The sequence below is a fragment of the Devosia lucknowensis genome (assembly GCF_900177655.1).
Lineage (GTDB): Bacteria > Pseudomonadota > Alphaproteobacteria > Rhizobiales > Devosiaceae > Devosia > Devosia lucknowensis.
Genome location: NZ_FXWK01000001.1, coordinates 2,049,083 through 2,070,098 on the forward strand (window position 1 = coordinate 2,049,083; position 21,016 = coordinate 2,070,098).

At 62.3% G+C, this 21,016-nt stretch carries 21 protein-coding genes; 10 read left to right on the plus strand and 11 right to left on the minus strand.

Going from position 1 to position 21,016, the window contains the following annotated elements:
* Positions 1-49: 49 nt before the first annotated feature.
* Both CCK88_RS10120 and CCK88_RS10125 read left to right on the plus strand, forming a co-directional pair.
* Entirely contained in the window at positions 50-622 is a 573-nt protein-coding gene (locus tag CCK88_RS10120; RefSeq protein ID WP_140048955.1) for a hypothetical protein, read from the plus strand.
* 245 nt (positions 623-867) lie between these two features.
* On the plus strand, positions 868-1,356 hold the full coding sequence (locus tag CCK88_RS10125; protein WP_170926423.1) for a hypothetical protein: 489 nt from the start codon (positions 868-870) through the stop codon (positions 1,354-1,356).
* A gap of 74 nt (positions 1,357-1,430) precedes the next feature.
* On the opposite strand, the gene CCK88_RS10130 is transcribed toward CCK88_RS10125, so the two are convergent.
* The 7 genes from CCK88_RS10130 to CCK88_RS10155 form a co-directional block, all read right to left on the minus strand.
* Positions 1,431-2,474, minus strand: a complete 1,044-nt coding sequence (locus tag CCK88_RS10130; RefSeq protein WP_086470312.1) for a Gfo/Idh/MocA family protein — start codon at positions 2,472-2,474, stop codon at positions 1,431-1,433.
* A gap of 227 nt (positions 2,475-2,701) precedes the next feature.
* Positions 2,702-3,490, minus strand: coding sequence for a ThuA domain-containing protein (locus tag CCK88_RS10135; RefSeq protein ID WP_086470313.1), 789 nt, complete (start codon positions 3,488-3,490; stop codon positions 2,702-2,704).
* Positions 3,491-3,651: 161 nt separating this feature from the next.
* On the minus strand, positions 3,652-4,656 hold the full coding sequence (locus tag CCK88_RS10140) for an ABC transporter ATP-binding protein (protein ID WP_086470314.1): 1,005 nt from the start codon (positions 4,654-4,656) through the stop codon (positions 3,652-3,654).
* 12 nt (positions 4,657-4,668) lie between these two features.
* Positions 4,669-4,797, minus strand: a complete 129-nt coding sequence (locus CCK88_RS18780) for a hypothetical protein (protein WP_280173815.1) — start codon at positions 4,795-4,797, stop codon at positions 4,669-4,671.
* A gap of 5 nt (positions 4,798-4,802) precedes the next feature.
* Positions 4,803-5,648: a carbohydrate ABC transporter permease gene (locus tag CCK88_RS10145; protein ID WP_086470315.1), complete on the minus strand. Its 846-nt coding sequence runs from the start codon at positions 5,646-5,648 to the stop codon at positions 4,803-4,805.
* Complete coding sequence (locus CCK88_RS10150; protein ID WP_210189916.1) at positions 5,648-6,628, minus strand: carbohydrate ABC transporter permease; 981 nt, start codon at positions 6,626-6,628, stop codon at positions 5,648-5,650. The genes CCK88_RS10145 and CCK88_RS10150 overlap by 1 nt, the downstream gene beginning before the upstream one ends.
* Before the next feature lie 89 nt (positions 6,629-6,717).
* Positions 6,718-7,986 carry an ABC transporter substrate-binding protein gene (locus CCK88_RS10155; protein WP_086470316.1) on the minus strand — a complete coding sequence of 423 codons (1,269 nt, stop codon included), beginning with the start codon at positions 7,984-7,986 and terminating at the stop codon, positions 6,718-6,720.
* A gap of 488 nt (positions 7,987-8,474) precedes the next feature.
* On the opposite strand from CCK88_RS10155, the gene CCK88_RS10160 reads away from it, so the two are divergent.
* From CCK88_RS10160 to CCK88_RS10190, 7 genes are all read left to right on the plus strand, one after another.
* Positions 8,475-9,494: a LacI family DNA-binding transcriptional regulator gene (locus CCK88_RS10160; RefSeq protein ID WP_086470317.1), complete on the plus strand. Its 1,020-nt coding sequence runs from the start codon at positions 8,475-8,477 to the stop codon at positions 9,492-9,494.
* Positions 9,495-9,618: 124 nt separating this feature from the next.
* The gene (locus CCK88_RS10165) at positions 9,619-10,728 is read left to right on the plus strand and encodes an ABC transporter substrate-binding protein (RefSeq protein WP_086470318.1); all 1,110 of its coding nucleotides are present in this window, start codon (positions 9,619-9,621) and stop codon (positions 10,726-10,728) included.
* A 157-nt stretch (positions 10,729-10,885) separates the two neighbouring features.
* The gene (locus CCK88_RS10170; protein WP_086470319.1) at positions 10,886-11,758 is read left to right on the plus strand and encodes an ABC transporter permease; all 873 of its coding nucleotides are present in this window, start codon (positions 10,886-10,888) and stop codon (positions 11,756-11,758) included.
* Positions 11,755-12,546 carry an ABC transporter permease gene (locus tag CCK88_RS10175; RefSeq protein WP_086470320.1) on the plus strand — a complete coding sequence of 264 codons (792 nt, stop codon included), beginning with the start codon at positions 11,755-11,757 and terminating at the stop codon, positions 12,544-12,546. Before CCK88_RS10170 ends, CCK88_RS10175 begins: the two co-directional genes overlap by 4 nt.
* 6 nt (positions 12,547-12,552) lie before the next feature.
* Positions 12,553-13,545: an ABC transporter ATP-binding protein gene (locus CCK88_RS10180; RefSeq protein ID WP_086470321.1), complete on the plus strand. Its 993-nt coding sequence runs from the start codon at positions 12,553-12,555 to the stop codon at positions 13,543-13,545.
* Positions 13,546-13,614: 69 nt separating this feature from the next.
* On the plus strand, positions 13,615-14,448 hold the full coding sequence (gene sseA, locus CCK88_RS10185) for a 3-mercaptopyruvate sulfurtransferase (RefSeq protein ID WP_086470322.1): 834 nt from the start codon (positions 13,615-13,617) through the stop codon (positions 14,446-14,448).
* Between the two features lie 49 nt (positions 14,449-14,497).
* The gene (locus CCK88_RS10190; protein ID WP_086470323.1) at positions 14,498-14,902 is read left to right on the plus strand and encodes a VOC family protein; all 405 of its coding nucleotides are present in this window, start codon (positions 14,498-14,500) and stop codon (positions 14,900-14,902) included.
* Here CCK88_RS10190 and CCK88_RS10195 read toward each other — a convergent pair.
* From CCK88_RS10195 to chvE, 4 genes are all read right to left on the minus strand, one after another.
* The gene (locus CCK88_RS10195) at positions 14,899-15,561 is read right to left on the minus strand and encodes a class I SAM-dependent methyltransferase (RefSeq protein ID WP_086470324.1); all 663 of its coding nucleotides are present in this window, start codon (positions 15,559-15,561) and stop codon (positions 14,899-14,901) included. The two genes, CCK88_RS10190 and CCK88_RS10195, sit on opposite strands and share 4 nt — an antisense overlap.
* 135 nt (positions 15,562-15,696) lie before the next feature.
* The gene (gene mmsB / locus CCK88_RS10200) at positions 15,697-16,974 is read right to left on the minus strand and encodes a multiple monosaccharide ABC transporter permease (RefSeq protein WP_086470325.1); all 1,278 of its coding nucleotides are present in this window, start codon (positions 16,972-16,974) and stop codon (positions 15,697-15,699) included.
* Positions 16,971-18,503 carry a multiple monosaccharide ABC transporter ATP-binding protein gene (gene mmsA, locus CCK88_RS10205; RefSeq protein ID WP_086470326.1) on the minus strand — a complete coding sequence of 511 codons (1,533 nt, stop codon included), beginning with the start codon at positions 18,501-18,503 and terminating at the stop codon, positions 16,971-16,973. Before mmsA ends, mmsB begins: the two co-directional genes overlap by 4 nt.
* 194 nt (positions 18,504-18,697) lie before the next feature.
* A complete protein-coding gene (gene chvE, locus CCK88_RS10210; protein WP_086470327.1) occupies positions 18,698-19,774 on the minus strand; it encodes a multiple monosaccharide ABC transporter substrate-binding protein in 1,077 nt (358 codons plus the stop codon).
* Between the two features lie 448 nt (positions 19,775-20,222).
* Between chvE and CCK88_RS10215 the strand changes: the two genes are divergently transcribed.
* Positions 20,223-20,990, plus strand: a complete 768-nt coding sequence (locus CCK88_RS10215) for a FadR/GntR family transcriptional regulator (protein ID WP_140048958.1) — start codon at positions 20,223-20,225, stop codon at positions 20,988-20,990.
* Positions 20,991-21,016 lie beyond the last annotated feature (26 nt).

The window sequence follows — 21,016 nt, forward strand, 5'->3', positions numbered from 1 at the left end:
AGCGGAACAAGGACGGATCGCGACCGTTGGCCCGGTCCAGGAGATAACCATGAGAACCCTTCTTTCACCCGCCATCGTCTTGTTCTGCGCCGCACCATCGCTCGGGCAGGGATTGCCCGCCCTGGAGGGACAGGGTTCGCAGACACAGACGGTCGAACTGGCAAACGATGCCCTATCGCTATCCATTGACTCCGGTGGCTCCCTGTCGCTCGGTCGCGGCGATGATCATGTCGCGGTCGACCTTGGCGTCACATTGAACGACAACCCGATTCAACTGGGTGGCAGACCCGACACTCCAGCAGACGCGCCCAGCCCGACGGGAACGCCAGAAGCGGCAACCGCAGTCAAGGTTGCCGGCCCCTTTGCCTCACAGGGCGCGCGATCTTCGAGTCTTCCCTGTACCACCGTTGCGGAAGATGCCCTCGACCGTGCCTTGGCTGGTGGCTTCTCTATCGTGGTGCAGCAAGCGGTTTGCGATCCGCAACAGGACCAGCGACATGTTTGGGACGAAAGCTCCCCTTTTCGCGCCGCCATTTCCGACGCTGGAATTGATTTTGAGGACGTCGTTGCGATCACAATCAATGACGCTGCCGTGATCGTCGGCGTCTCGCACCGCCGTTAAACCCCTCTCTAGAAACAATTTTCTTAAAGCCCAGTCAAAGCGAGACCGATCACAATATGAATTTGCCCGGAACAATATCATCCCGAACGGATTAAGATACCGAACCATAAAGGTTTAGTATAATTCACAAAAAAATGGAGGATGGAACCATGCGCTCTATCCATAAAATTCTACTTTCGTCCGTTGCAGCCCTCACGCTCACTTCCGCAGCCGCATATGCGCAGAGCGGAGATAACAGCAATATTTTGAACGACGCAGTAAATGGCGTCACCAATACTGTCGATGGAACGGTGAATACACTCAACGACACGCTCGACTCCACCGTTGAAGGCGTGAATTCGACAGTCGACGGCGTGACCAATTCCGGTGATGTTGGCGGCGATGCGTCCGGCTCGGTCGGCGATGTCAGCAACACTGTGGGTGACGTCGGCAATGCCGATCTCTCGAACATCCTGTCCATGATTGAAGCCGGCAACACCGATATCGGCGACATTTCCGGCGTGAGTGATGTCCAGGTTATCGACGTCGCTGACGTAGCGAACTTCGACGCCAACGCGCTCAACGACGCGCTCAACGGCAATGCCAGCAACATCACTGCTCTCCAAGACGCCATCAATGGCAACGAGGCCCTGACCGGCATCCTCAGCGATAACGCAGTGGACGTGTCCGATGTTATCGCCCTGAGCAATAATCAGGATGGTTCGCTGGTGATCTACACCAACAGCCAGGACTGATTTCAGAGCTATTGAGCGGCATTAAGCCGATCTGCAGCACGAAGGCCGGACATCTGTCCGGCCTTCCTGTTTTTCTACACCGAATGTTCCATGCGGTCGCGGTCCGTGACCGTGCCGAGGTCCAGCACCTTCTGGATATTGGTGGCGTGGCGGAAGCTCGGTTCGAGATTCTGTCCGGTCCTGCACGCGTCGACGAAGCGCTGGTAATTGGTCGGCACCGGGTCTACGGCCACTTCGGTCCAGGTTCCCGTCTCGACGTCTGCGCCAAGGCAGGTGAACAGTTTCGACCAGTCATGCCGGTGCTGCACTTCCACTGACCCGAGCTCGCCATAGACGCGCAGTCGCAGCTCGTTGAAATGTCCGGTGGCCCAGCGCGTCGCATGGACGACACCCAGGGCGCCGTTTTCCAGCTGCGCCGTCATGGCGAAACTGTCATTGGCATCGAGATCGTATTCGCCGATCTGGTTGCCCGGCGCCTTGTCGAACGTTTCGAGACGGCAGAACACCTTCGAGAAATCGCTGCCGGCACCATAGGCTGCAAAATCCAGGATGTGGACGCCGATATCTCCCAGTACCCCGTTTGAGCCGTGCTTCTTGCTGAGGCGCCACAGCCACTGGCTTTCCGTGCGCCAGTCGCCCCACGCCTTGCTGACCAGCCAGCTCTGCAGGTAGCTCGCCTCGAAATGCTTGACTGTGCCCACTTGGCCGGACTGCACGATCTCGCGCGCCTTCTGGAGTTGCGCGACATTGCGGTAGGTCAGGTTGACCATGTTGACGAGGCCCAGCCGTTCGGCCGTCTCGGTCATTTCCATCGCGCGGGCGTGGTCGGTTGCCAGCGGCTTTTCGCAGAAAACGTGTTTGCCGGCCGCCAGCGCAGCCATCGTCGTCGGATAGTGCACGCTGTCGGGCGTCACATTCGCGACGGCGTCGAACTCGCCCCATGCGATGGCGGCATCGAGCGAGCCGAAGCCGCGCTCGATATTGTGCGCTGCGCAGAACGCCTCGACGCGCGCCGGATCGACGTCGACGCCGCCCGCCAGGGTCACGCCCTCGATCGCCGCAAAATTCTTGGCATGCGTATTGGCCATGCCGCCGGTACCCAGGATGAGGATACGCATTCTTCTATTCCTTGAGGGGACAAATCGCCCGCTGCTTTATCATCGCGCCGGCTCCGCGCAAGCGGGAACTGACCGCGACCATTTTCACAATCTGCTCACCCGGCTTTGCGGGTGATCCCGCCTGGCTCCAGCCCTGAATTTCGTCACCACCCGGCATGCCGGGTGGTCCATGCTTCAGGAGGATGGAATGCCCGGACAACCCGGGCATTGACGACACCCGGGCAGCCTTACTTCTTCACTTCGCCCGCGTGGTCGGCGGCGGAAAGCTTGGCGCCGCGCTCCTCGATGGCCTCGATCGCTTCGCCCACCGGCGTATTCGGCGCCTTCATCAGATGCGCATGGCGCGTGCCGTCATAGGCCCAGTTCACCGCATTGCGCAGTACCTTGCCGACATTGGCATCATGATAAGTGGGGTAGGTTTCGTGGCCGGGGCGGAAGTAGAAGATGTTTCCCGCGCCGCGGCGATAGGTGAGGCCCGAACGGAACACTTCGCCACCCTGGAACCATGAAACGAACACCGTCTCGAGCGGCTCCGGCACAGTGAAGGGTTCGCCATACATTTCTTCGTATTCGAGTTCGAAATACGGCGGCAGGCCCTTGGCGATCGGATGGCCCGGATTGACCACCCACAGGCGCTCGCGCTCGCCTGCTTCGCGCCAGTGCAGGTTTGCCGGCGAACCCATCAGGCCCTTGAATACCTTCGAGTGGTGGCCCGAGTGCAGCACGATCAGGCCCATGCCCTGCCAGACATGCTCCATGACGCGCTTGACCACCACGTCGTCGACCTTGTCGTGGGCCGCGTGACCCCACCACAGCAACACGTCGGTGTTCGCCAGCACGGCATCGGTCAGGCCATGCTCGGGCTCTTGCAGCGTCGTTGTCTTGATCGACAGGTTGCCATCTTCCGACAGGAGCTTGGCGATCTGGTTGTGCATGCCGTTCGGGTAGTTCTCGGCGACAACCTTGTTCTTTTGCTCGTGGACGTTTTCGCCCCACACCAGGGTACGGATCGGCATTGCTAGGCTCCTAGGATATCGGCCCGGGGGAGAGGGCCTTGTGAATTCCGCGTCTTTCCCGCGAAGGCGGGAACCCCTGTTTGCGCTCGAGGTTCCCGTCTGCTTCGGACACGGTGGATCGAAAAGATGACGATCCCGGGACCGTCATCCGAAAATCGCCCTCAGCGCATGGGCTTGCCGGTTTCGTCGAAGCGGTGGACTTTGTCCGCCACCGGCGAAACCCGCAGCGTCGTGCCGCTCGGATATTCGGCCGCGCCCTCGATGCGCACCACCACGGGCTCTTCCTGTCCCATCTCGAGATAGACATAAGTATCGGCGCCGAGGTTCTCGGTATGGATGACCGTGCCTTCCCACTGTCCGTCGGGAGACACCACCATATGCTCGCCGCGGATACCCAGGGTCGAACATTGATGCACGGCGGCCTTGTCGCCGGTGATGAAATTCATCTTCGGCGAGCCGATGAAGCCGGCCACGAAAATGCTGTCCGGGCGCTCGTAGAGTTCCATGGGCGTACCGACCTGTTCGACCAGGCCGTCGCGCAGGACGCAGATGCGATCCGCCAGCGTCATCGCCTCGACCTGGTCGTGCGTCACATAGATCATCGTCACGTCATGCATGCCTTCATGCAGCTTGGCGATTTCGATGCGGGTGGCGACGCGCAGTGCCGCATCGAGATTGCTGAGCGGCTCGTCGAACAGAAACACTTTCGGATCCCGGGTGATGGCCCGGCCGATGGCCACGCGCTGGCGCTGGCCACCCGAAAGCTGCTTGGGCAGGCGGTCGAGATACTGCCGGATCTGCAGCATGTCCGCGGCCCGCTCGACGCGTTGGCGGATTTCGTCCTTGCTGTGCCCCTTCTCGAGCTTCAGGCCGAAGGCCATGTTGTCGTAGACCGTCATGTGCGGATAGAGCGCATAGGACTGGAACACCATGGCGATGCCGCGCTTGGACGGCGTCAGCGCGTTCACCACCTTGCCATCGAACAGCATCTCGCCCGAGGTGATGTCCTCTAGGCCCGAGATCAGGCGCAGCAGGGTGGACTTGCCGCAGCCGGACGGGCCGACGAAGACCATGAATTCCCCTTTGCGCACCTCGAGGTCGACACCCTTGATCACCTCGACCATGCCGAAGGACTTGCGGACGTTGCGAAGTTCTATGCTTGCCATTCTGTGACTCCGTCAGGCCGAGTGGACAGTCAGTTTGGGATGGGTCGAACCGGTGGCACCCGCGGCATCGGCATCGCGACCCGCGAAAACCGCCGGCGCGGTCGATGAGAGTGTGCAGGTCATCCTGCGTTGGTCGGGCATCGCTCTTATCCCTTGACGCCGCCGGCGGTGAGGCCGCTGACGATCTTGCGCTGGAAGATGAGCACCAGGGCCACGAGCGGCACCGTGACGATGACCGAGGCAGCCATGATGATGCCCCAGGGAATTTCGTACTGCGATCCGCCCGAAAGCAGCGCGATGGCCACCGGCACGGTGCGCGTCTCGTTCGAGACCGTGAAGGTCAGGGCGAACAGGAACTCGTTCCAGGCCGCGATGAAGGCCAGCAGGCCCGTCGTCACCAGCGCCGGCCACATCAGCGGCATGAATACCTGCGTAATGATCACCCAGGGCGTGGCGCCATCGACGATCGCCGCCTCTTCGATCTCCACCGGCAGGTCGCGCATGAAGGTGGTCAGCACCCAGACTGTGAACGGCAGCGTGAAGATCGTATAGGCGAAGATCAGCGCCCAGGGCGTGTTGTAGATGCCGAGGAACCGGATCACTTCGAACAGCCCGGCGAGCACCGCGATCTGCGGAAACATCGATACCGCGAGGATCGTCATCAGCAGCAGGCCCCGACCCCGGAACCGCACGCGACTGAGAGCGAAGGAGGCCGTGATCGCAAGGAACAGCGCCAGGATCACCGTCACGCTCGCCACGAACACCGAGTTGAGCAGGTTTCGCGGGAACGCCCCTTGGGTGAACACCTGGCGGAAGTTGTCGAAGCTCAGCGACGTCGGCCAATAGGTGATGCGGAACAGGTCCGTGCCCGATTTGAGGCTGGTGAGAATGGCGTAGTAGAACGGGAAAACCGACACCACCACGATGAACACCACGAGGGCGTAGAACAGCACCGTCTTGGTGACTTTCCAAAGGTCGAATGTCGCGCCCATTACCGGTCTCCCCCCTCGAAATTGACCTTGCCCAGCCAGATATAGAGGATCGTGAAAATCGCGATCAGCAGGAACAGCAGCGTCGATTGCGTTGAGCCCTCGGCGAAATTGTTGAACTGGAAGAGATTTTCCTGCGCCAGCACTGACATGGTCTTGGTCGAGCGCGAGTTTGGCGTCAGCACATAGATCAGGTCGAAGATGCGCAGCGCGTCGAGCACGCGGAAGATGATCGCCACCATCAGCGCCGGCCGCACCAGCGGCAGCGTGATCTTGAAGAACTGTTTGACAGGATGCACCCCGTCGATGGCTGCCGCTTCGTAGATGTCCTTGGGGATCATCTGCAGGCCTGCCAGGATCAGCAGCGCCATGAACGGCGTTGTCTTCCAGATATCGACGATCAGCACGGCGGTCATGGCCGTGTCGGCCGACGCGGTCCACGCCACCGGCGCAGCCAGCAGGCCCAGTTTCATGCCCAGGTCATTGATGATGCCGAACTGGTCGTTGAGCATCCAGCTCCACATGCGGGCGGAAACGATGGTGGGGATGGCCCACGGAATGAGGATGGCGGCGCGGACGATGCCGCGGCCCCTGAATTCGGCGTTGAGCACCAGCGCCACGATCATGCCCAGGACGGTTTCCCACAACACCGACCAGAAGGCGAAGCGGATCGTGTTCCATACTGCGTTCCACCAGTCGGCGTCGGCCAGCACGCCCCGGTAGCGCACCGTGCCGCTTTCGAGCACCTGCCAGCGCAGGTAGTTCCCGAAGCCGATCCACTCGGCGCCGTAGAGGTTGTTGAGAGTCGCGTCGGTGAAGGAAAAATAGATCGATCGGGCCAGCGGCCATCCGGCCACCACGGCCAGTGCGATCAGCATGGGTACCAGGAACCAGCGCGCGGCACGAACCCGCTGCTGCATCAGTTCCGATTTCACCCTGGGCGCCTTGCTCACTGCCAGCGGCGCCATTGCATCGGTTGCCATATCGTCCCCTCCCCGTCGTGTTCGATACTTGCGCGGAGCGGGCGGCGGAGGAAGCCCCACCGCCCGCTTGCCAGGACTGCTGGGAGGACTTACCAGGCGTCGCCCTTGAGATCGTTCAGGTCGGCTTCGAGAACTTCGAGGTTCTCTGCGGCGGTACCATTGCCCGAGAGCGTGTCATGGACGGCGCTCCAGAACAGCGAGGAGACCTCGTTGTAGTCGGTCTTGGTCGGTGCGGACGGACGCGGCACGGCCTGCTCGAAGATCGCCTGCCAGTTGGCCATGAACGGCGATGCGGCCAGCACGTCGGCATCTTCATAGAGCGACGGGATGGTAGGCAGGTTCGACTGCTTGATGGCGCGTTCCTTCTGCACGTCTTCCGAAGCCAGGAATTTCACCAGCTCGATGGCGGCGTCCTGGTCCGGAGAGTACTTCGACACAGCCATGTTCCAGCCGCCCAGCGTGGCCGCCGAACGCCCGCCTTCGCCGTCACCGGCCGGCAGCGGAGCCACGTCGAACTTGCCCTTCACGGCCGAGTCATCGCCATTGCCCAGCGCGTAGGCATAGGGCCAGTTGCGCATGAACACGGCATTGCCGAGCTGCCACACGCCGCGGCTTTCTTCTTCCATGTAGGCAAGCACGCCTTCGGGCGCGATCGTGCCGACCCAGCCTGCAGCACGGTCGATGGCGGCAGCAGCCTGTTCATTGTTGATCGAAACGGTGCCGTCGGCTTCGACGATCTGGCCGCCGCCATTCGACATCACCCATTCCAGGGCGTCGCAGGTCAGGCCTTCATAGGCGTTGGCCTGGAACACGAAGCCCCAGAGCTCCGAAGCACCTTCGGCGCGCTCGGCATCCATGATTTCCTTGGCGGTGGTTTCGAGCTCGGTCCAGGTGGTCGGAACCGACTTGCCGTGCTTTTCGAGCAGGTCCGTGCGGTAGTAGAGCGCCGGCGCGTCGGTGAAGGCCGGCAGGGCGACGAGCTTGCCGTCCACTGTCTGCGACTCGATAATCGACGGGAAGTGGTTGCCCACGATGTCGGAAGCGGCTTCGGTCAGGTCGACGAAGTGCTCCGCCAGCTGCGGCGCCCAGATCACGTCGGTCTGGTACACGTCGATATCGGCGTTGCCTGCGGCGAGCCACAGGCGGTACTGGCCGAACTGGTCGGTGGTGGACGAGGGCATCGGCACCACGGTCACCTTATGACCGGTTTCGGCTTCGAAACGGTCGAGCTGGCTGCGCAGGAACTCGAGGCCGTTGCCGGTGTCACCCGAAACGATGGACAGTTCCGCGGCCTGGGCAGAGGCCGACACAAGAGTCACGCTCGCCATCATCGCTACGAGCAGCGTCTTCAACATCATTGGAAATCCTCCCGAGAAAAACAATGTGCGGGAGAGGCATGCAGAGCTGACCCGCGCCACGGCGCCGGACCAGAACTCCTCCCCCTTAAAAGCACTCTGCCGAACCGATTTTGCCGTCCAGATTTAAAGCGCTTTGGACGATAAGGAACCAGAGGCTCTAAAAACTGTCAAGCAGCCCACGCGCCGATTTTCATAAATTTCGGAGTACGAACGTAAAAACATTATGTAATTCAATGATTTAAACAGTAAGCCGGCGAGCATTCGTTAAAATTCGTATCATCCACCCTGATGTACGCACCTCAAATAATGGAAACGATTTCCGCCTCTTGCAGGAAAATTTGAAATCGCTTTGAATGACCCGTGGAGGAGAATGACGGCAGGCCCTGTTCAAAGGGCGCCGCCTGCCCTAATGGCTGTGCCGACCGGTCTTGCGCGTCCTTGCGGCCGCGGGGCGCCGGAGCGTCATACCACCGGGCCGCATCGCCGCTATGAGATTGAAAGACCTCGCCGAACATCTCGGCTTGTCGCAGACCACGGTCAGCCGTGCCCTCAACGGCTACCCGGAAGTGAACGAAGCCACGCGCCGTCGCGTGGCCGAAGCTGCCAACACGCTCGGCTATCGGCCCAATGCCAGCGCCTTGCGCCTGGCCACCGGCCGGGCCGGGGCCATCGGCCTGGTGCTGCGCGGCGCCGACGAGCTTGGTCCGCATATGTCGGAGTTCCTGTCCGGCGTCGGCAGCTACATGGCCGGTCAGGAAATCGACATGCTGGTGACGACGGTCGCCAGCCACCAGGAAGAACTCGCCGCCTACCGCCGCCTCGCCGCGAGCCAGAAGGTCGATGCGGTCATTCTTCATTCGCCCACCGTGCGGGACGAGCGGGCCGAGCTGCTGACCGAGCTCAATATCCCCTTTGTGCTTCACGGTCGCACCGACATTGGCAAGCCGGTCGCCTGGCTCGATATCGACAATACCAGCGCGCTCGAACGCGCCACGGGCCACCTGCTCGATCTCGGTCATCGCCGCATCGCCATGCTCAATGGCGTGAAAGGCCGCACATTCGCCGAACATCGGGATATCGGTTATCGCGCCGCGCTCGCTGCGCGCGGGGTCCCGCTCGATCCGGCGCTCCTTGGCCATACCGCATTCACCGACGAAATCGCCTTCCGCATGGCCGCATCCATGCTCGAACTGCGTCCACGCCCCACCGCCTTCCTTGCCGGCTCCATGATGACCGCGCTGGGCGTCTTCCGCGCCATCCGGCAGGCCGGACTGCAGCTGGGCACCGATGTGTCGATGATCGCGCACGACGACGTTTTCCCCTATCTCAACGCCGACAACATGTATCCGTCCATGTCGACGACGCGCTCCTCGATCAGGCAGGCCGGCACGCGCATCTCGGAATTGATCATGCAGATCCTCGCCGGCAAGTCGCAGGCCGATATCCATGAACTTTGGCCGGTGGAGCTGGTCCTGCGTGAAAGCTCGGGCCCCGCACCACGGAGCTGAGCGCATTCCCAGGGACTGTCGCATCGGTGTCATCGAACCGTTATCGGACTGACATGACCGCCCTCTAATCGGCAGCCATTCGGCGCTTTCCCCGCGACCGAACGCCATCAGAGGGATTTCCCAAATGACCTTCAAGTCCGCCCTGACCACCTCGGTCTCGCTGCTGACCGTCCTGAGCCTTTCCGCTCCGGTTTTTGCCCAGACCGATCTCGACGCCCTTTATGAAGCCGCCAAGGCAGAGGGCACGCTGACCACCATCGCCCTGCCCCACAACTGGTGCGGCTATAGCAAGGTCATCGAGAGCTTCAAGGCCAAGTATCCGGGCATCACTGTCAACGAACTGAACCCGGATGCCGGTTCGGCCGACGAGCTGGAAGCGGTGCGCGCCAATATCGGCAACACCGGCCCGCAGGCGCCCGACGTGCTCGATATCGGCCTCGCCTTCGGTCCGCAGGCCAAGGAAGAAGGCCTTCTCCAGCCCTACAAGGTCTCGACCTGGGACGAAATCCCGGCCGACGCAAAGGATGAAGAAGGCTACTGGTACGGCGACTACTATGGCGTCATGGCCATGCTGGTGAACACCGACCTCGTCTCGACCCTCCCCGCCGATTGGTCCGACCTCACCGGCGCCGAATACGCCAATTCCGTCGCGCTGGCCGGCGACCCGCGTGCCTCCGCCCAGGCCATCCAGTCCGTCTACGCCGCAGGCCTTGCGCAGACCGGCTCGGATGAAGGCGCTGCCCAGGCCGGCCTCGACTTCTTCAAGGCCGTCAACGACGCCGGAAACTTCGTTCCGGTGATCGGCAAGGCCGCCTCGGTCGCCCAGGGCACCACCCCGGTTCTCGTCGCCTGGGACTACAATCTGCTCGCCTGGCGCGACAGCTTCGAAGGCAATCCGCAGGCCGAGATCGTCGTTCCGGAAACTGGCGTCGTGGCCGGCGTCTACGTGCAGGCCATTTCGGCCCACGCCCCGCATCCCAACGCTGCCAAGCTCTGGATGGAATACCTCTATTCCGACGAGGGTCAGCTGCTCTGGCTCGAAGGCTACTGCCACCCGATCCGCTTCAACGCGCTCGCCGATGCCGGCAAGATCCCGCAGAACCTGCTCGACGCCCTGCCTCCCGCCGAAGCCTATGCCAAGGCCGTGTTCCCGACCATCGAGCAGCAGAACGCCGCCAAGGAAGTGATCACCACTGGCTGGGACTCCACCGTCGGCGCCAACGTCTCTGAATAGGGCGCCCTTGGGGAGGAACCCACGCCCTCCCCATCCACCGAACTGCCCTCGGGCTCGACCCGGGGGCCACTCTCCACACGGTCAATGCTGCAACCGGTCCTAGGGTCAAGCCTGAGGACGGGCCGATGCATGTCGAGAAAATCTGCTCAGAGCTGAAATGACCGCCACAACCGCGCATCGCCGAAGCCGCCTCTCCCTCGAATGGCTGGGCTTCGCGCCATTCATCGTCTTTGCCGTGATGTTTCTCATCCTGCCCACGCTTTACCTCGTGGGCGCTGCTTTTGTCGGGCGTGACGGCGGCTTCACTCTCGACAACATTGCGGGGCTCTTTACCGACCAGATCCTCGCCGCCTACTGGATTTCCATCCGCATTTCCGGCGCCTCCGCCATTCTCGGGGCTCTGATCGGCCTTGCCATTGCCCTCGCCATCATTCGCGGACGCTTGCCCGATGGCCTGCGTTCCGCCGTCATGACCTTTTCCGGCGTCGCCTCGAATTTCGCTGGCGTCCCGCTGGCCTTTGCCTTCATCTCCACCCTTGGGCGTCTCGGCCTCGTCACCGTCATTCTCAAGACCGTTTTCGACATCGACATCTACCGCGCCGGCTTCAACATCCTCTCCTTCTGGGGGCTGACGCTGACCTACCTCTACTTCCAGATTCCGCTGATGGTGCTGATGATCGCCCCGGCGATCGATGGCCTCAAGAAGGAATGGAGCGAGGCTTCGCAGACCCTCGGCGCCACGCCGCTGCAGTTCTGGCGTTACGTCGGCTTCCCCATTCTCTGGCCCAGCTTCCTCGGAACGCTGAGCCTCCTCTTCGCCAACGCCTTCGGCGCCATCGCCACCGCCTATGCGCTGACCGGCTCTTCGCTCAACATCGTGCCCATCCTGCTCTACGCGCAGATCCGCGGTGACGCGCTGCAAAATCCCGGCCTCGGCGCCGCGTTGGCCCTCGGCATGATCGCCATTACCGCGCTCGCCAACATCATCTACCTCGTCATCTCCGCCCGTGCCGAAAGGTGGATGCGATGAAACAGAGCAAGCTCTGGGCTTGGGTCGTATTCGGACTGGGCGCCGCCTATTTCATCGTGCCGCTGCTCGCCACCTTCGAGTTCTCGCTCAAGATGCGGCGCGGCTACTACAGCTTCGACAGTTACGCTTCGGTCTTTTCCGACCCTGCCTTCCAGGCCACCTTCCTCTATTCCGCCGTCGTCGGGCTCCTCGCCATCGTCGTGGGCATTCTGGTCGTGGTGCCGGCAGTCTATTTCGTGCGCCTGCGCCTGCCCCGCCTGCGCCCGCTGATGGAATTCACCACGCTCCTGCCGCTGATCATCCCGGCCATCGTGCTCGTCTATGGCTACATCCGGCTCTACAATTCGAGCTCGATCATTCCCTTCACCGGCTCTGCACTGGGCACCGATTTCCTGCTGACCTGCGCCTATGTCACCCTGGCCCTGCCCTACATGTATCGCGCCGTCGATACCGGCATGCGCGCCATCGACATCAAGACCCTCACCGAGGCGGCCCAGATCATGGGCGCCGACACGCTGCGCATCATCGCGACGGTCATCCTGCCCAATATCCTCATCGCGGTTCTTTCAGGCGCCTTCCTGACCTTCGCCATCGTCATCGGCGAATTCACCATCGCCAGCCTCCTCAATCGCCCCGCCTTCGGCCCTTATCTCCAGACCGTCGGCGCCAATCGCGCCTATGAGCCCTCGGCTTTGGCGATCATTTCCTTTGTCATCACCTGGGGGGCAATGGGCATGATCCAGCTCCTGGCGCGTTTCGCCCCCCGCACCTCCGCCCGCACGGACTGAGTTCCCATGAGCGACCAGCACTTCCTCCGCGTCGACAACCTTTCCAAGTTCTACGGCGTCAACCAGGTAATAAAGGGCATCAGCTGCGGCTTTGCCAAGGGCGAGTTCATCTCCTTGCTCGGCCCCTCGGGCTGCGGCAAAACCACGATCCTGCGCATGATTGCCGGCTTCGAGACGCCATCTGGCGGCTCCATCCACGTCGATGGCGAGGACATGACCGCCCTCAGGCCCAATCAGCGTCGTTTGGGAATGGTGTTCCAGGCCTATGCGCTCTTTCCCAACCTGACCGTCGGCGACAACATCGCTTTCGGTCTGAAAGTCGCGGGCGTCCCGCGCGAGGAGCGACGGGCGCGGGTCGCCGAAATGCTCGCGCTTATCGGCCTGCCCGGCTTCGAGAACAGGTTTCCCTACGAAATGTCCGGCGGCCAGCAGCAGCGCGTTGCACTCGCCCGGGCCATTGCACCGCGCCCGCGCCTGCTGCTGCTCGACGAACCTCTTTCTGCACTCGACGCCAAGATTCGCGTGTCCCTGCGCGAGGAAATCCGCGCCATCCAGCGCGAGCTCGGCATCACCACAGTCTTCGTCACCCATGACCAGGAAGAGGCGCTCTCCATTTCCGACCGCATCATGGTGATGAATGCCGGCAATATCGAACAGCTCGGCACCCCGCATGACATCTACAATCGTCCTGCCTCCCGCTTCGCCGCCACCTTCGTGGGTCACCTCAACGCCTTACCCGCCGCGCGCTTCGGTGCTGACCGCGCCATTCGCCCCGAGCTCATTTCGCTCGCCCCGGCGCCGGATACCGATACCACGCTCGACGGCACCATCACCGATATCGGCTTTCTGGGCTCTGTCCTGCGACTGCGCGTGGATGTCGAAGGCACGTCCCTCAGTATCGACACCTTCAATGCAAATGCGGCCACCCCGCCCCGGCGCGGCGATCGCGTCACCCTGCATCTCGCCAGCCGCGACGTGCTCGATCTGGGCGCCGCCTGACCTGCTTTAAGCGTTTGACCCCAAGCCCGCATCGGCCCATTGTCCGTTCCATCAAACGGGAGTTGCGCCTTGGACAATCCATTTGTTTCCACCGACTGGCTGGCCGCCCACCTCAGGGACCCGGGCGTGGTCGTCGTCGATGGCAGCTGGCACATGCCCAATGCTTCGCGCAACGCCCAGGCCGAGTATCTGGCCGGCCACATCCCCGGCGCCGTCTTCTTCGATATCGACGGCATCGCTGATACCACGACCGACCTGCCGCACATGCTGCCAGCGCCGGCCGACTTCGCCCGTGCCGTCGGTGCTCTCGGCATTTCCGAGGCGCAAACCATCGTCGTCTACGACGAGATCGGGCTGTTCAGCGCGCCCCGCGTCTGGTGGACCTTCCGCGCCTTCGGCGCGGGCAACGTCGTCATGCTCGAGGGTGGCGGGCCGAAATGGCGCGCTGAAAAGCGCCCGATCGAAGCGGGCCTCGTGACGCGCGACCGCGTCCGTTTCGACGCCAGCTTCGATGCCGACGCCGCCGTCGACTTCGACACGGTTCTCGCCAACCTGCGAACCCACGCCGCGCAGATCATCGATGCCCGCCCGGCGCCGCGTTTCCACGGCGAAGTCGCCGAACCGCGCAAGGGGCTCAAGTCCGGCCACATTCCGGGCAGTCTCAACGTCCCGGTTGGGCTGCTCAGCGAAGGCGGCAGGCTCAAGTCGCCGGACGAGCTCCGGGCCCTCTTCGCCGATCGTGGGGTCGATCTGGGCAAGCCCATCATCACCTCCTGCGGCTCGGGTATCACCGCCGTCACTCTTGCCCTCGCGCTCGAACAGGCGGGCGCAACCGACGTATCGGTCTACGACGGATCATGGGCCGAATGGGGCGCCCACAAGGACGCCGAGATCGAAAGCTGACGGAACAACCGTGGCGCTTGACGCTTTCTCCTTGTGAGAGGAGACCGCCATGTTCGACCACACCGGAATAGTCGTTACAGACCTGGCGAGGGCTCGCCGCTTCTACGACGCCATCGCCAGGGCACTCGGCTTGCAGACAGCCGATAACGGTCCCGAAGCCTTCCTGTTCGGCAAAAGTGCCGCCGAGCCAATTCCTTATCTCTGGATCGGCACCACGCGCCCCTCTTACTGGGCCGAGGGCTCTCGCGCCGGGATCAACCAGATGCACGTCGCCTTTAAGGCCAAGGACAAGGCTATGGTCGAGGCCTTTTACCAGGCCGCCCTTGCCAATGGCGGCACCGACAACGGCGCACCCGGCCCGCGCCAGGGCGCCGGTGGTTACTACGGCGCCTTCGTTCTCGATCCGGACGGCAACAACATCGAAGCTGCAGCACGCGGCCCCGCCGCAACCTAGGCGTAGGCGACCCAACCGCGAAAGTCGAAGCCGGCGTAAAAGAGACTCACGCCCGAAAACCCCGCTTCGTCCAGCATTGCCTCTTCAGCCTCTGGCGACAGCAGATGCAGCCGCTCGAGCATGGCCTGCCGGCCACTTTCAGCATGAGCCGGATCGATACCATTGGCGATGGCAAAGGCTGCGTGACGCTGCATCCAGCGCGACCGGCTGGGTCCATCCTGCGCAAAACTCATATGGGCGAGCACCAGTGGCGCGCCGGGCTTCAACCGCTTGTGCAGGCCCTTCAGCGTCGCCAGCCGTTCGGCCAGGGGAATGAAATGAAACACAAGGATAGATGTCGCGCCGTCATATGGCCCCTCGGGTGCCTCATTGATCGTTCCTTTGCTCAAGGTTACCCGCTCGCCGAACTTGGCCGTTGCGACTCTAGCCGCATCCAGCATGCTGTCTGACGGATCCACCCCGTCCAGGCGCCAGTCCGCATGGGTGGATGCGAGCGTGCTCAATTCCATCCCGCCGCCGGCACCCAGCACCAGCACGCGTCCGTCCGCTCCCACCCTCTCGGCCAGCAGCACCCCGGTCATGCGATGCAGGCTCAGCAGCCCGGGCACCTGCTTGATTGCACTATCGGCGTAGGCATTGAGCGGCATGGGATTGGACATCGCGGTCAACTTTGTTAAATGTAACTTTATTAGTTACATAACGAGCCTGCCGTCAAGCGCCCTTGCCCCGAGAAGCCACCCAACAAAAAAGGCCGCCGGGTTTCCCCGGCGGCCCCTGATTTCAGACCGATCAGGTCAGGCCGAGCGGTTCTTGTTGTAGAGGTCGAAGAACACGGCGGCGAGCAGGACCACGCCCTTGATCATCTGCTGCCAGTCGATATTGACGCCCATGATCGACATGCCGTTGTTCATCACGCCCATGATGAACGCGCCGATCACGGCACCGGCCACCTGGCCCACGCCGCCCAGTGCCGAGGCACCACCGATGAACACGGCGGCGATCACGTCGAGTTCGAGCCCCTGGCCGGCCTTCGGGGTCGCCGAGTTGAGGCGGGCCGCATAGATCATGCCGGCCAGCGCCGCCAGCGCACCCATGATGGCGAAGATATAGAACGTCGTGCGTTCGGTCTTCACGCCCGACAGCGCCGCCGCCTTGAGATTGCCGCCCAGTGCATAGATGCGGCGTCCGAAGGTCAGGCGCTTGGTCAGGAAGACGAAGCCGGCAATCAGGATGCCCATCACCACGAGCACGTTGGGCAGGCCGCGATACGACGCGAGCATATAGGCAAAGAACAGCACCAGCGCGGTGATGACGATGTTCTTGATCACGAACAGGCTGAACGGCTCGACATCGTAGCCGCGGGCCTTGCGGCGCGCGCGGGTGCGGATCGCGAAGAACACCATGCCGACGATGGCCAGGATCGCGATGACCATGGTCGTCGTGTGCAGCACGACCGGATTGCCGTTTTCAGCGATGAACGGCGTGGTGGTCGGCCCGATCACGTCGGGAATGAAACCTGCCGAAAGCAGCTGGAATTCAGCCGGGAACGGACCCACGGACTTGCCGCCGAGGATCGCCAGCGACAGGCCCTTGAAGATCAGCATGCCGGCCAGTGTCACGATGAACGCTGGGACCTTGTGATACGCGATGATGTAGCCTTGCGCCGCACCGATGGCGGCGCCGGCGACGAGACAGATGGCTCCGGCCACGATCGGATTGGCGAGGAAAGCCAGTTCCGGCGGGAACTTCCAGCCGATCATCAGCATCGCGGCGAGAGCCCCGATGAAGCCGGAAACCGAGCCGACCGACAGGTCGATATGGCCGGCCACGATCACCAGCAGCATGCCCAGCGCCATGACGATAATGTAGCTGTTCTGCAGGATGATGTTGGTCAGGTTCACCGGTTTGAACAGCACGCCGTTGGTGTAAAACTGGAAGAACAGCATGATCAGCACGAGGGCCAGCAGCAGGCCGTAATCGCGCAGATTGGCGCGCAGGGCCCCCACCAGGCTCATCTCTTGGGACTGTGCCGGCTTGGCGGCGCCGCCGGTCGGTGCAGTTTCGGTTGTCATGATGCTTTTCCTTCAGCGCGCACGATGGAGCGCATGATCTTTTCCTGGCTGGCTTCGCTGGTGGGCATTTCCCCAACGATGCGGCCTTCGTTCATTACGTAGAGACGGTCGGTGATCCCGAGCAGCTCGGGCATTTCGGAGGAGATCACGAGGATCGCCTTTCCCTGGGCCGCGAGCTGGTTGATGATCGTGTAGATTTCGTACTTGGCGCCCACGTCGATGCCGCGGGTCGGTTCGTCGAGGATCAGCAGGTCGGGGTTGGCGAAGAGCCACTTGCTCAGCACGACCTTCTGCTGGTTGCCGCCCGAAAGGTTGCCCGTCACCTGATAGACGCTGGACGACCGGATATTGGTCTTCTTGCGATAATCGTTCGCGGCGTCGAGTTCCGCCAGGTCGTCGATCACGCCCCACTTGGACACGCCCAGAAGATTGGCGAGCGTCGTATTGTGCTTGATGTGGTCGATGAGGTTGAGACCATAGGTCTTGCGATCCTCGGTGGCATAGGCGATGCCGTTGCGGATCGCCCGGTCGACCGTCGAAGTGTCGATCTTTTGCCCGTGCATGAACACTTCGCCCGAGATCTTCTGGCCATAGGACTTGCCGAAAATGCTCATGGCAAATTCGGTACGGCCCGATCCCATCAGGCCGGCAATGCCCACCACTTCGCCCTTGCGGATGTTGACGCTGACGTCGCGGATCATCTGCCGTTCGCGATGCTGCGGATGGTAGACGTTCCAGTTCCGCACTTCGAACACCACATCGCCGATCTTGGGCTCGCGCGAAGGGTAGCGATCTTCGAGCGAACGTCCCACCATCGAGGTGATGATCCGGTCTTCGGTGATCTGGTCGGTGTCCATCGTTTCGATGGTTCGGCCGTCGCGGATCACCGTCACGCGGTCGGCAACGCGCGAAATCTCGTTCAGCTTGTGGCTGATGATGATCGAGGTGATGCCCTGCTTCTTGAACTCCAGCAGCAGCTCGAGCAGCGCCTGGCTATCCTTTTCCGAGAGCGATGCTGTCGGTTCGTCGAGGATCAGCAGCTGCACCTGCTTGCTGAGCGCCTTGGCGATTTCCACCAATTGCTGCTTGCCCACGCCGATATTGGTCACCAGCGTGTCCGGGTCTTCGCTGAGGCCCACCATGTGCAGCAGCTTGCGCGCGCCGTCGCGGGTCTCATCCCAGTCGATCACGCCGTTCTTGGCCTGTTCGTTTCCGAGAAAGATGTTTTCGGCAATCGACAGCAGCGGCACCAGCGCCAGCTCCTGGTGGATGATGACGATGCCCTTGTGCTCGCTGTCGCGAATGGATTTGAACTGCTGTTCCTCACCCTTGTAGATGATCTGGCCATCATAGCTGCCGGCTGGGTACACCCCGCTCAGCACCTTCATCAGGGTGGATTTTCCGGCACCGTTTTCGCCACAGATGGCGTGGATTTCGCCTTCCTTGACGTCGAGATTGACGTCCGACAGCGCTTTCACGCCGGGGAAGGTTTTGGTGATGCTGCGCATCTCCAGGATCGTATTGGTCATTCTCGTTCCATCTTCAAAAGACATCGCCCTGCCTGGCTCTCGCCCGCTCGCTGCCGCGAGAACCGCCTGTCCGCCGTTTCAGATCTCAAACGACGATTCCCGCTTTCGCGGGAATGACGCAGCGTCGAACCGATATCTTGAGGCCGGAAAGGGCCCCGCGTCGCCGCGGAGCCCCATTTCGGTCGAACCGCAGCTTACTGCAGTTCTTCTTCCTTGATGTAACCCGAGTCGATCACGCGTTCCTTGTAGTTGGTCGCGTCGACTTCATACGGGGTCAGCAGGATCGACGGGACGACCTTCACGCCGTTGTCGTAGGTCTCGGTGTCGAGGCCGGTCGGCTCGTTGCCCGAAAGGACGGTGTCGACGAGCTGTGCGGTGTACTGGGCCAGTTCGCGGGTGTCCTTGAAGATGGTCGAGTACTGTTCGCCGGCGATGATCGCCTTCACGGACGGGACTTCAGCGTCCTGGCCGGTGATGATCGGCCAGCTCAGGTCGCCCGAGCCATAGCCAACGCCGCGGAGCGACGAGATGATGCCGCGCGAGAGGCCATCATAGGGAGACAGGACGCCGTGCACACGGGTGCCGTCCGAGTAGTTGGCCGACAGGATGTTGTCCATGCGGGCCTGAGCGACAGCACCGTCCCAACGGAGGGTACCGACCTGTTCCATGCCCTGCTGGCCCGACTTGATGACGATGTCACCAGCGTCGATCATCGGCTGCAGCACGGCCATTGCGCCGTCATAGAAGAAGAAGGCGTTGTTGTCGTCCGGCGAACCGCCGAACAGCTCGACGTTCCACGGCTTGTCGTCGGCGAAGCGCTCTTCGAGGCCCTTCACCAGGCTGTTTGCCTGGAGCACGCCCACCTGGAAGTTGTCGAAGGTGGTGTAGTAGTCGACGTTCGCGCTGTCGCGGATCAGGCGGTCATAGGCGATGACCTTGATGCCCTGGTCGGCAGCCTGCTGCAGCACGGCTGACAGCGTGGTGCCGTCGATGGAACCGATGATCAGGGCCTTCGCGCCCTTGGTGACCATGTTCTCGACCTGGGCCAGCTGGTTCGGGATTTCATCTTCGCCGTACTGAAGGTCGACGGTGTAGCCCATGCCTTCGAGAGCGGCCTTGAGCTCGTTGCCGTCCGAGATCCAGCGCAGCGACGACGAGGTCGGCATGGCGATGCCGATCAGGCCCTTGTCCTGGGCAAAGGCGCTGGTGGCGGCGGTGGCGAGCAGCGCACCGGTGGCGACCAGCGTCGCGATTGTTTTGAGAACCTTCACGTCTCGACTCCCTAAAAATATTCGAGATTGGTTTGTTTATGGTCTGCTGGGTTGGTTGGCTTCAGGCGGCGAGGGCGCGACCCGGGACGCGGCGACCACAAGGCCGCAGCATCGAGCATCGATTGCCACCGTTTGATCTGCGGCCGGCACCGTGAAGCGCCACCACTCGGAACTGCATGAAGTCCTCCGGCATGGACGACATTTTTGTCGCCATGGACTCTCCCAAGCCCATGGCGCCGAACGCTAGGATAATCAGACAGGACTGTAAAGCGTGGATTCGTTCGGTTCGTATATTTTTCGACGCTTGCAATAAAATCGAATGCCCGCTTGCTGGCGACTTCTACCCTCGATATGGTGCGGCCGTCTCGGGGAGGAGCTGTTGAAATTGGTCAACCAATGATCAACAACAGCTCAAAGGTATCAGATACCTTTGAGGAGTTATATCGATTTGACCGGTGAAAGCCGGCCCGATCAGGCCAGTGCCGCGGCAGCGGTGGCCGACGATCTGGCCAATGAAATTCTGACCGAACTGACGCCCGGCGCGAACCTGCCCAGCGAGGCCGAACTGGCGGAGCGGTTTTCCGTCAGCCGCCTGACCATCCGCGAGGCCGTCAAGCTCCTCGCCGGCCGCGGCCTGCTCGAATTGTCGCGCGGTCGCCGCGCGGTCGTGCGCGAACCCGATGGCGCCGCCTTCGCCGATTTTCTCACCGCACTGCTGCACAACGATTCCAAGGGTCTGTTCGACCTCGTTGAGGTACGTCTCTCACTCGAGGTGCAGAGCGCCACCATGGCCGCCAAGCGCGGCAGTCGTGCCGGCACCGCGGCGATCGAGAGCGCCCTGCAGGGCATGCGCGACACCGCTGCATCAGCCATGGCCGACGACCCGGAAGCCGATCGCCGCTTCCACGATTGCGACGTCGCCTTTCACGAGGCCATCGCCCTCGCCAGCGGCAACCGCATCCTGGGTTACCTGTTCGAAGCCATGTCCGTGCCGCTGCGCCAGGGCATCCAGATCAGCCGTCGCGGTCACGCCAACCGCGGCCACACCCTGCTCGACACCATCGCCGCCCACGAGCGCATCCTCGAGGCGATCCGCTCGGGCAATGGCCGTGCCGCCGGAGAGGCCATGCGCCTTCATCTCAAGGATACCGAGCGCGACATCCGCAACGCCCTCTCCAGCATGGCCGATCGTCCCCCGCGCACGCGCAGCCGGTAAATGCCCTTGCGGCCGGCGGCCCGATC

What these genes read in the sequence shown, in the direction of transcription:
- mmsB (WP_086470325.1), bottom strand. Translation starts at nt 16,974, where the DNA reads ATGACAACCGAAACTGCACCGACCGGCGGCGCCGCCAAGCCGGCACAG.
- CCK88_RS10160 (WP_086470317.1), top strand. Translation starts at nt 8,475, where the DNA reads ATGAGATTGAAAGACCTCGCCGAACATCTCGGCTTGTCGCAGACCACG.
- CCK88_RS10135 (WP_086470313.1), bottom strand. Translation starts at nt 3,490, where the DNA reads ATGCCGATCCGTACCCTGGTGTGGGGCGAAAACGTCCACGAGCAAAAG.
- CCK88_RS10195 (WP_086470324.1), bottom strand. Translation starts at nt 15,561, where the DNA reads ATGTCCAATCCCATGCCGCTCAATGCCTACGCCGATAGTGCAATCAAG.
- CCK88_RS10155 (WP_086470316.1), bottom strand. Translation starts at nt 7,986, where the DNA reads ATGATGTTGAAGACGCTGCTCGTAGCGATGATGGCGAGCGTGACTCTT.
- CCK88_RS10180 (WP_086470321.1), top strand. Translation starts at nt 12,553, where the DNA reads ATGAGCGACCAGCACTTCCTCCGCGTCGACAACCTTTCCAAGTTCTAC.
- CCK88_RS10190 (WP_086470323.1), top strand. Translation starts at nt 14,498, where the DNA reads ATGTTCGACCACACCGGAATAGTCGTTACAGACCTGGCGAGGGCTCGC.
- CCK88_RS10150 (WP_210189916.1), bottom strand. Translation starts at nt 6,628, where the DNA reads ATGGCAACCGATGCAATGGCGCCGCTGGCAGTGAGCAAGGCGCCCAGG.
- CCK88_RS10175 (WP_086470320.1), top strand. Translation starts at nt 11,755, where the DNA reads ATGAAACAGAGCAAGCTCTGGGCTTGGGTCGTATTCGGACTGGGCGCC.
- CCK88_RS10145 (WP_086470315.1), bottom strand. Translation starts at nt 5,648, where the DNA reads ATGGGCGCGACATTCGACCTTTGGAAAGTCACCAAGACGGTGCTGTTC.
- CCK88_RS18780 (WP_280173815.1), bottom strand. Translation starts at nt 4,797, where the DNA reads ATGCCCGACCAACGCAGGATGACCTGCACACTCTCATCGACCGCGCCG.
- mmsA (WP_086470326.1), bottom strand. Translation starts at nt 18,503, where the DNA reads ATGACCAATACGATCCTGGAGATGCGCAGCATCACCAAAACCTTCCCC.
- CCK88_RS10170 (WP_086470319.1), top strand. Translation starts at nt 10,886, where the DNA reads ATGACCGCCACAACCGCGCATCGCCGAAGCCGCCTCTCCCTCGAATGG.
- CCK88_RS10165 (WP_086470318.1), top strand. Translation starts at nt 9,619, where the DNA reads ATGACCTTCAAGTCCGCCCTGACCACCTCGGTCTCGCTGCTGACCGTC.
- CCK88_RS10130 (WP_086470312.1), bottom strand. Translation starts at nt 2,474, where the DNA reads ATGCGTATCCTCATCCTGGGTACCGGCGGCATGGCCAATACGCATGCC.
- CCK88_RS10140 (WP_086470314.1), bottom strand. Translation starts at nt 4,656, where the DNA reads ATGGCAAGCATAGAACTTCGCAACGTCCGCAAGTCCTTCGGCATGGTC.
- CCK88_RS10120 (WP_140048955.1), top strand. Translation starts at nt 50, where the DNA reads ATGAGAACCCTTCTTTCACCCGCCATCGTCTTGTTCTGCGCCGCACCA.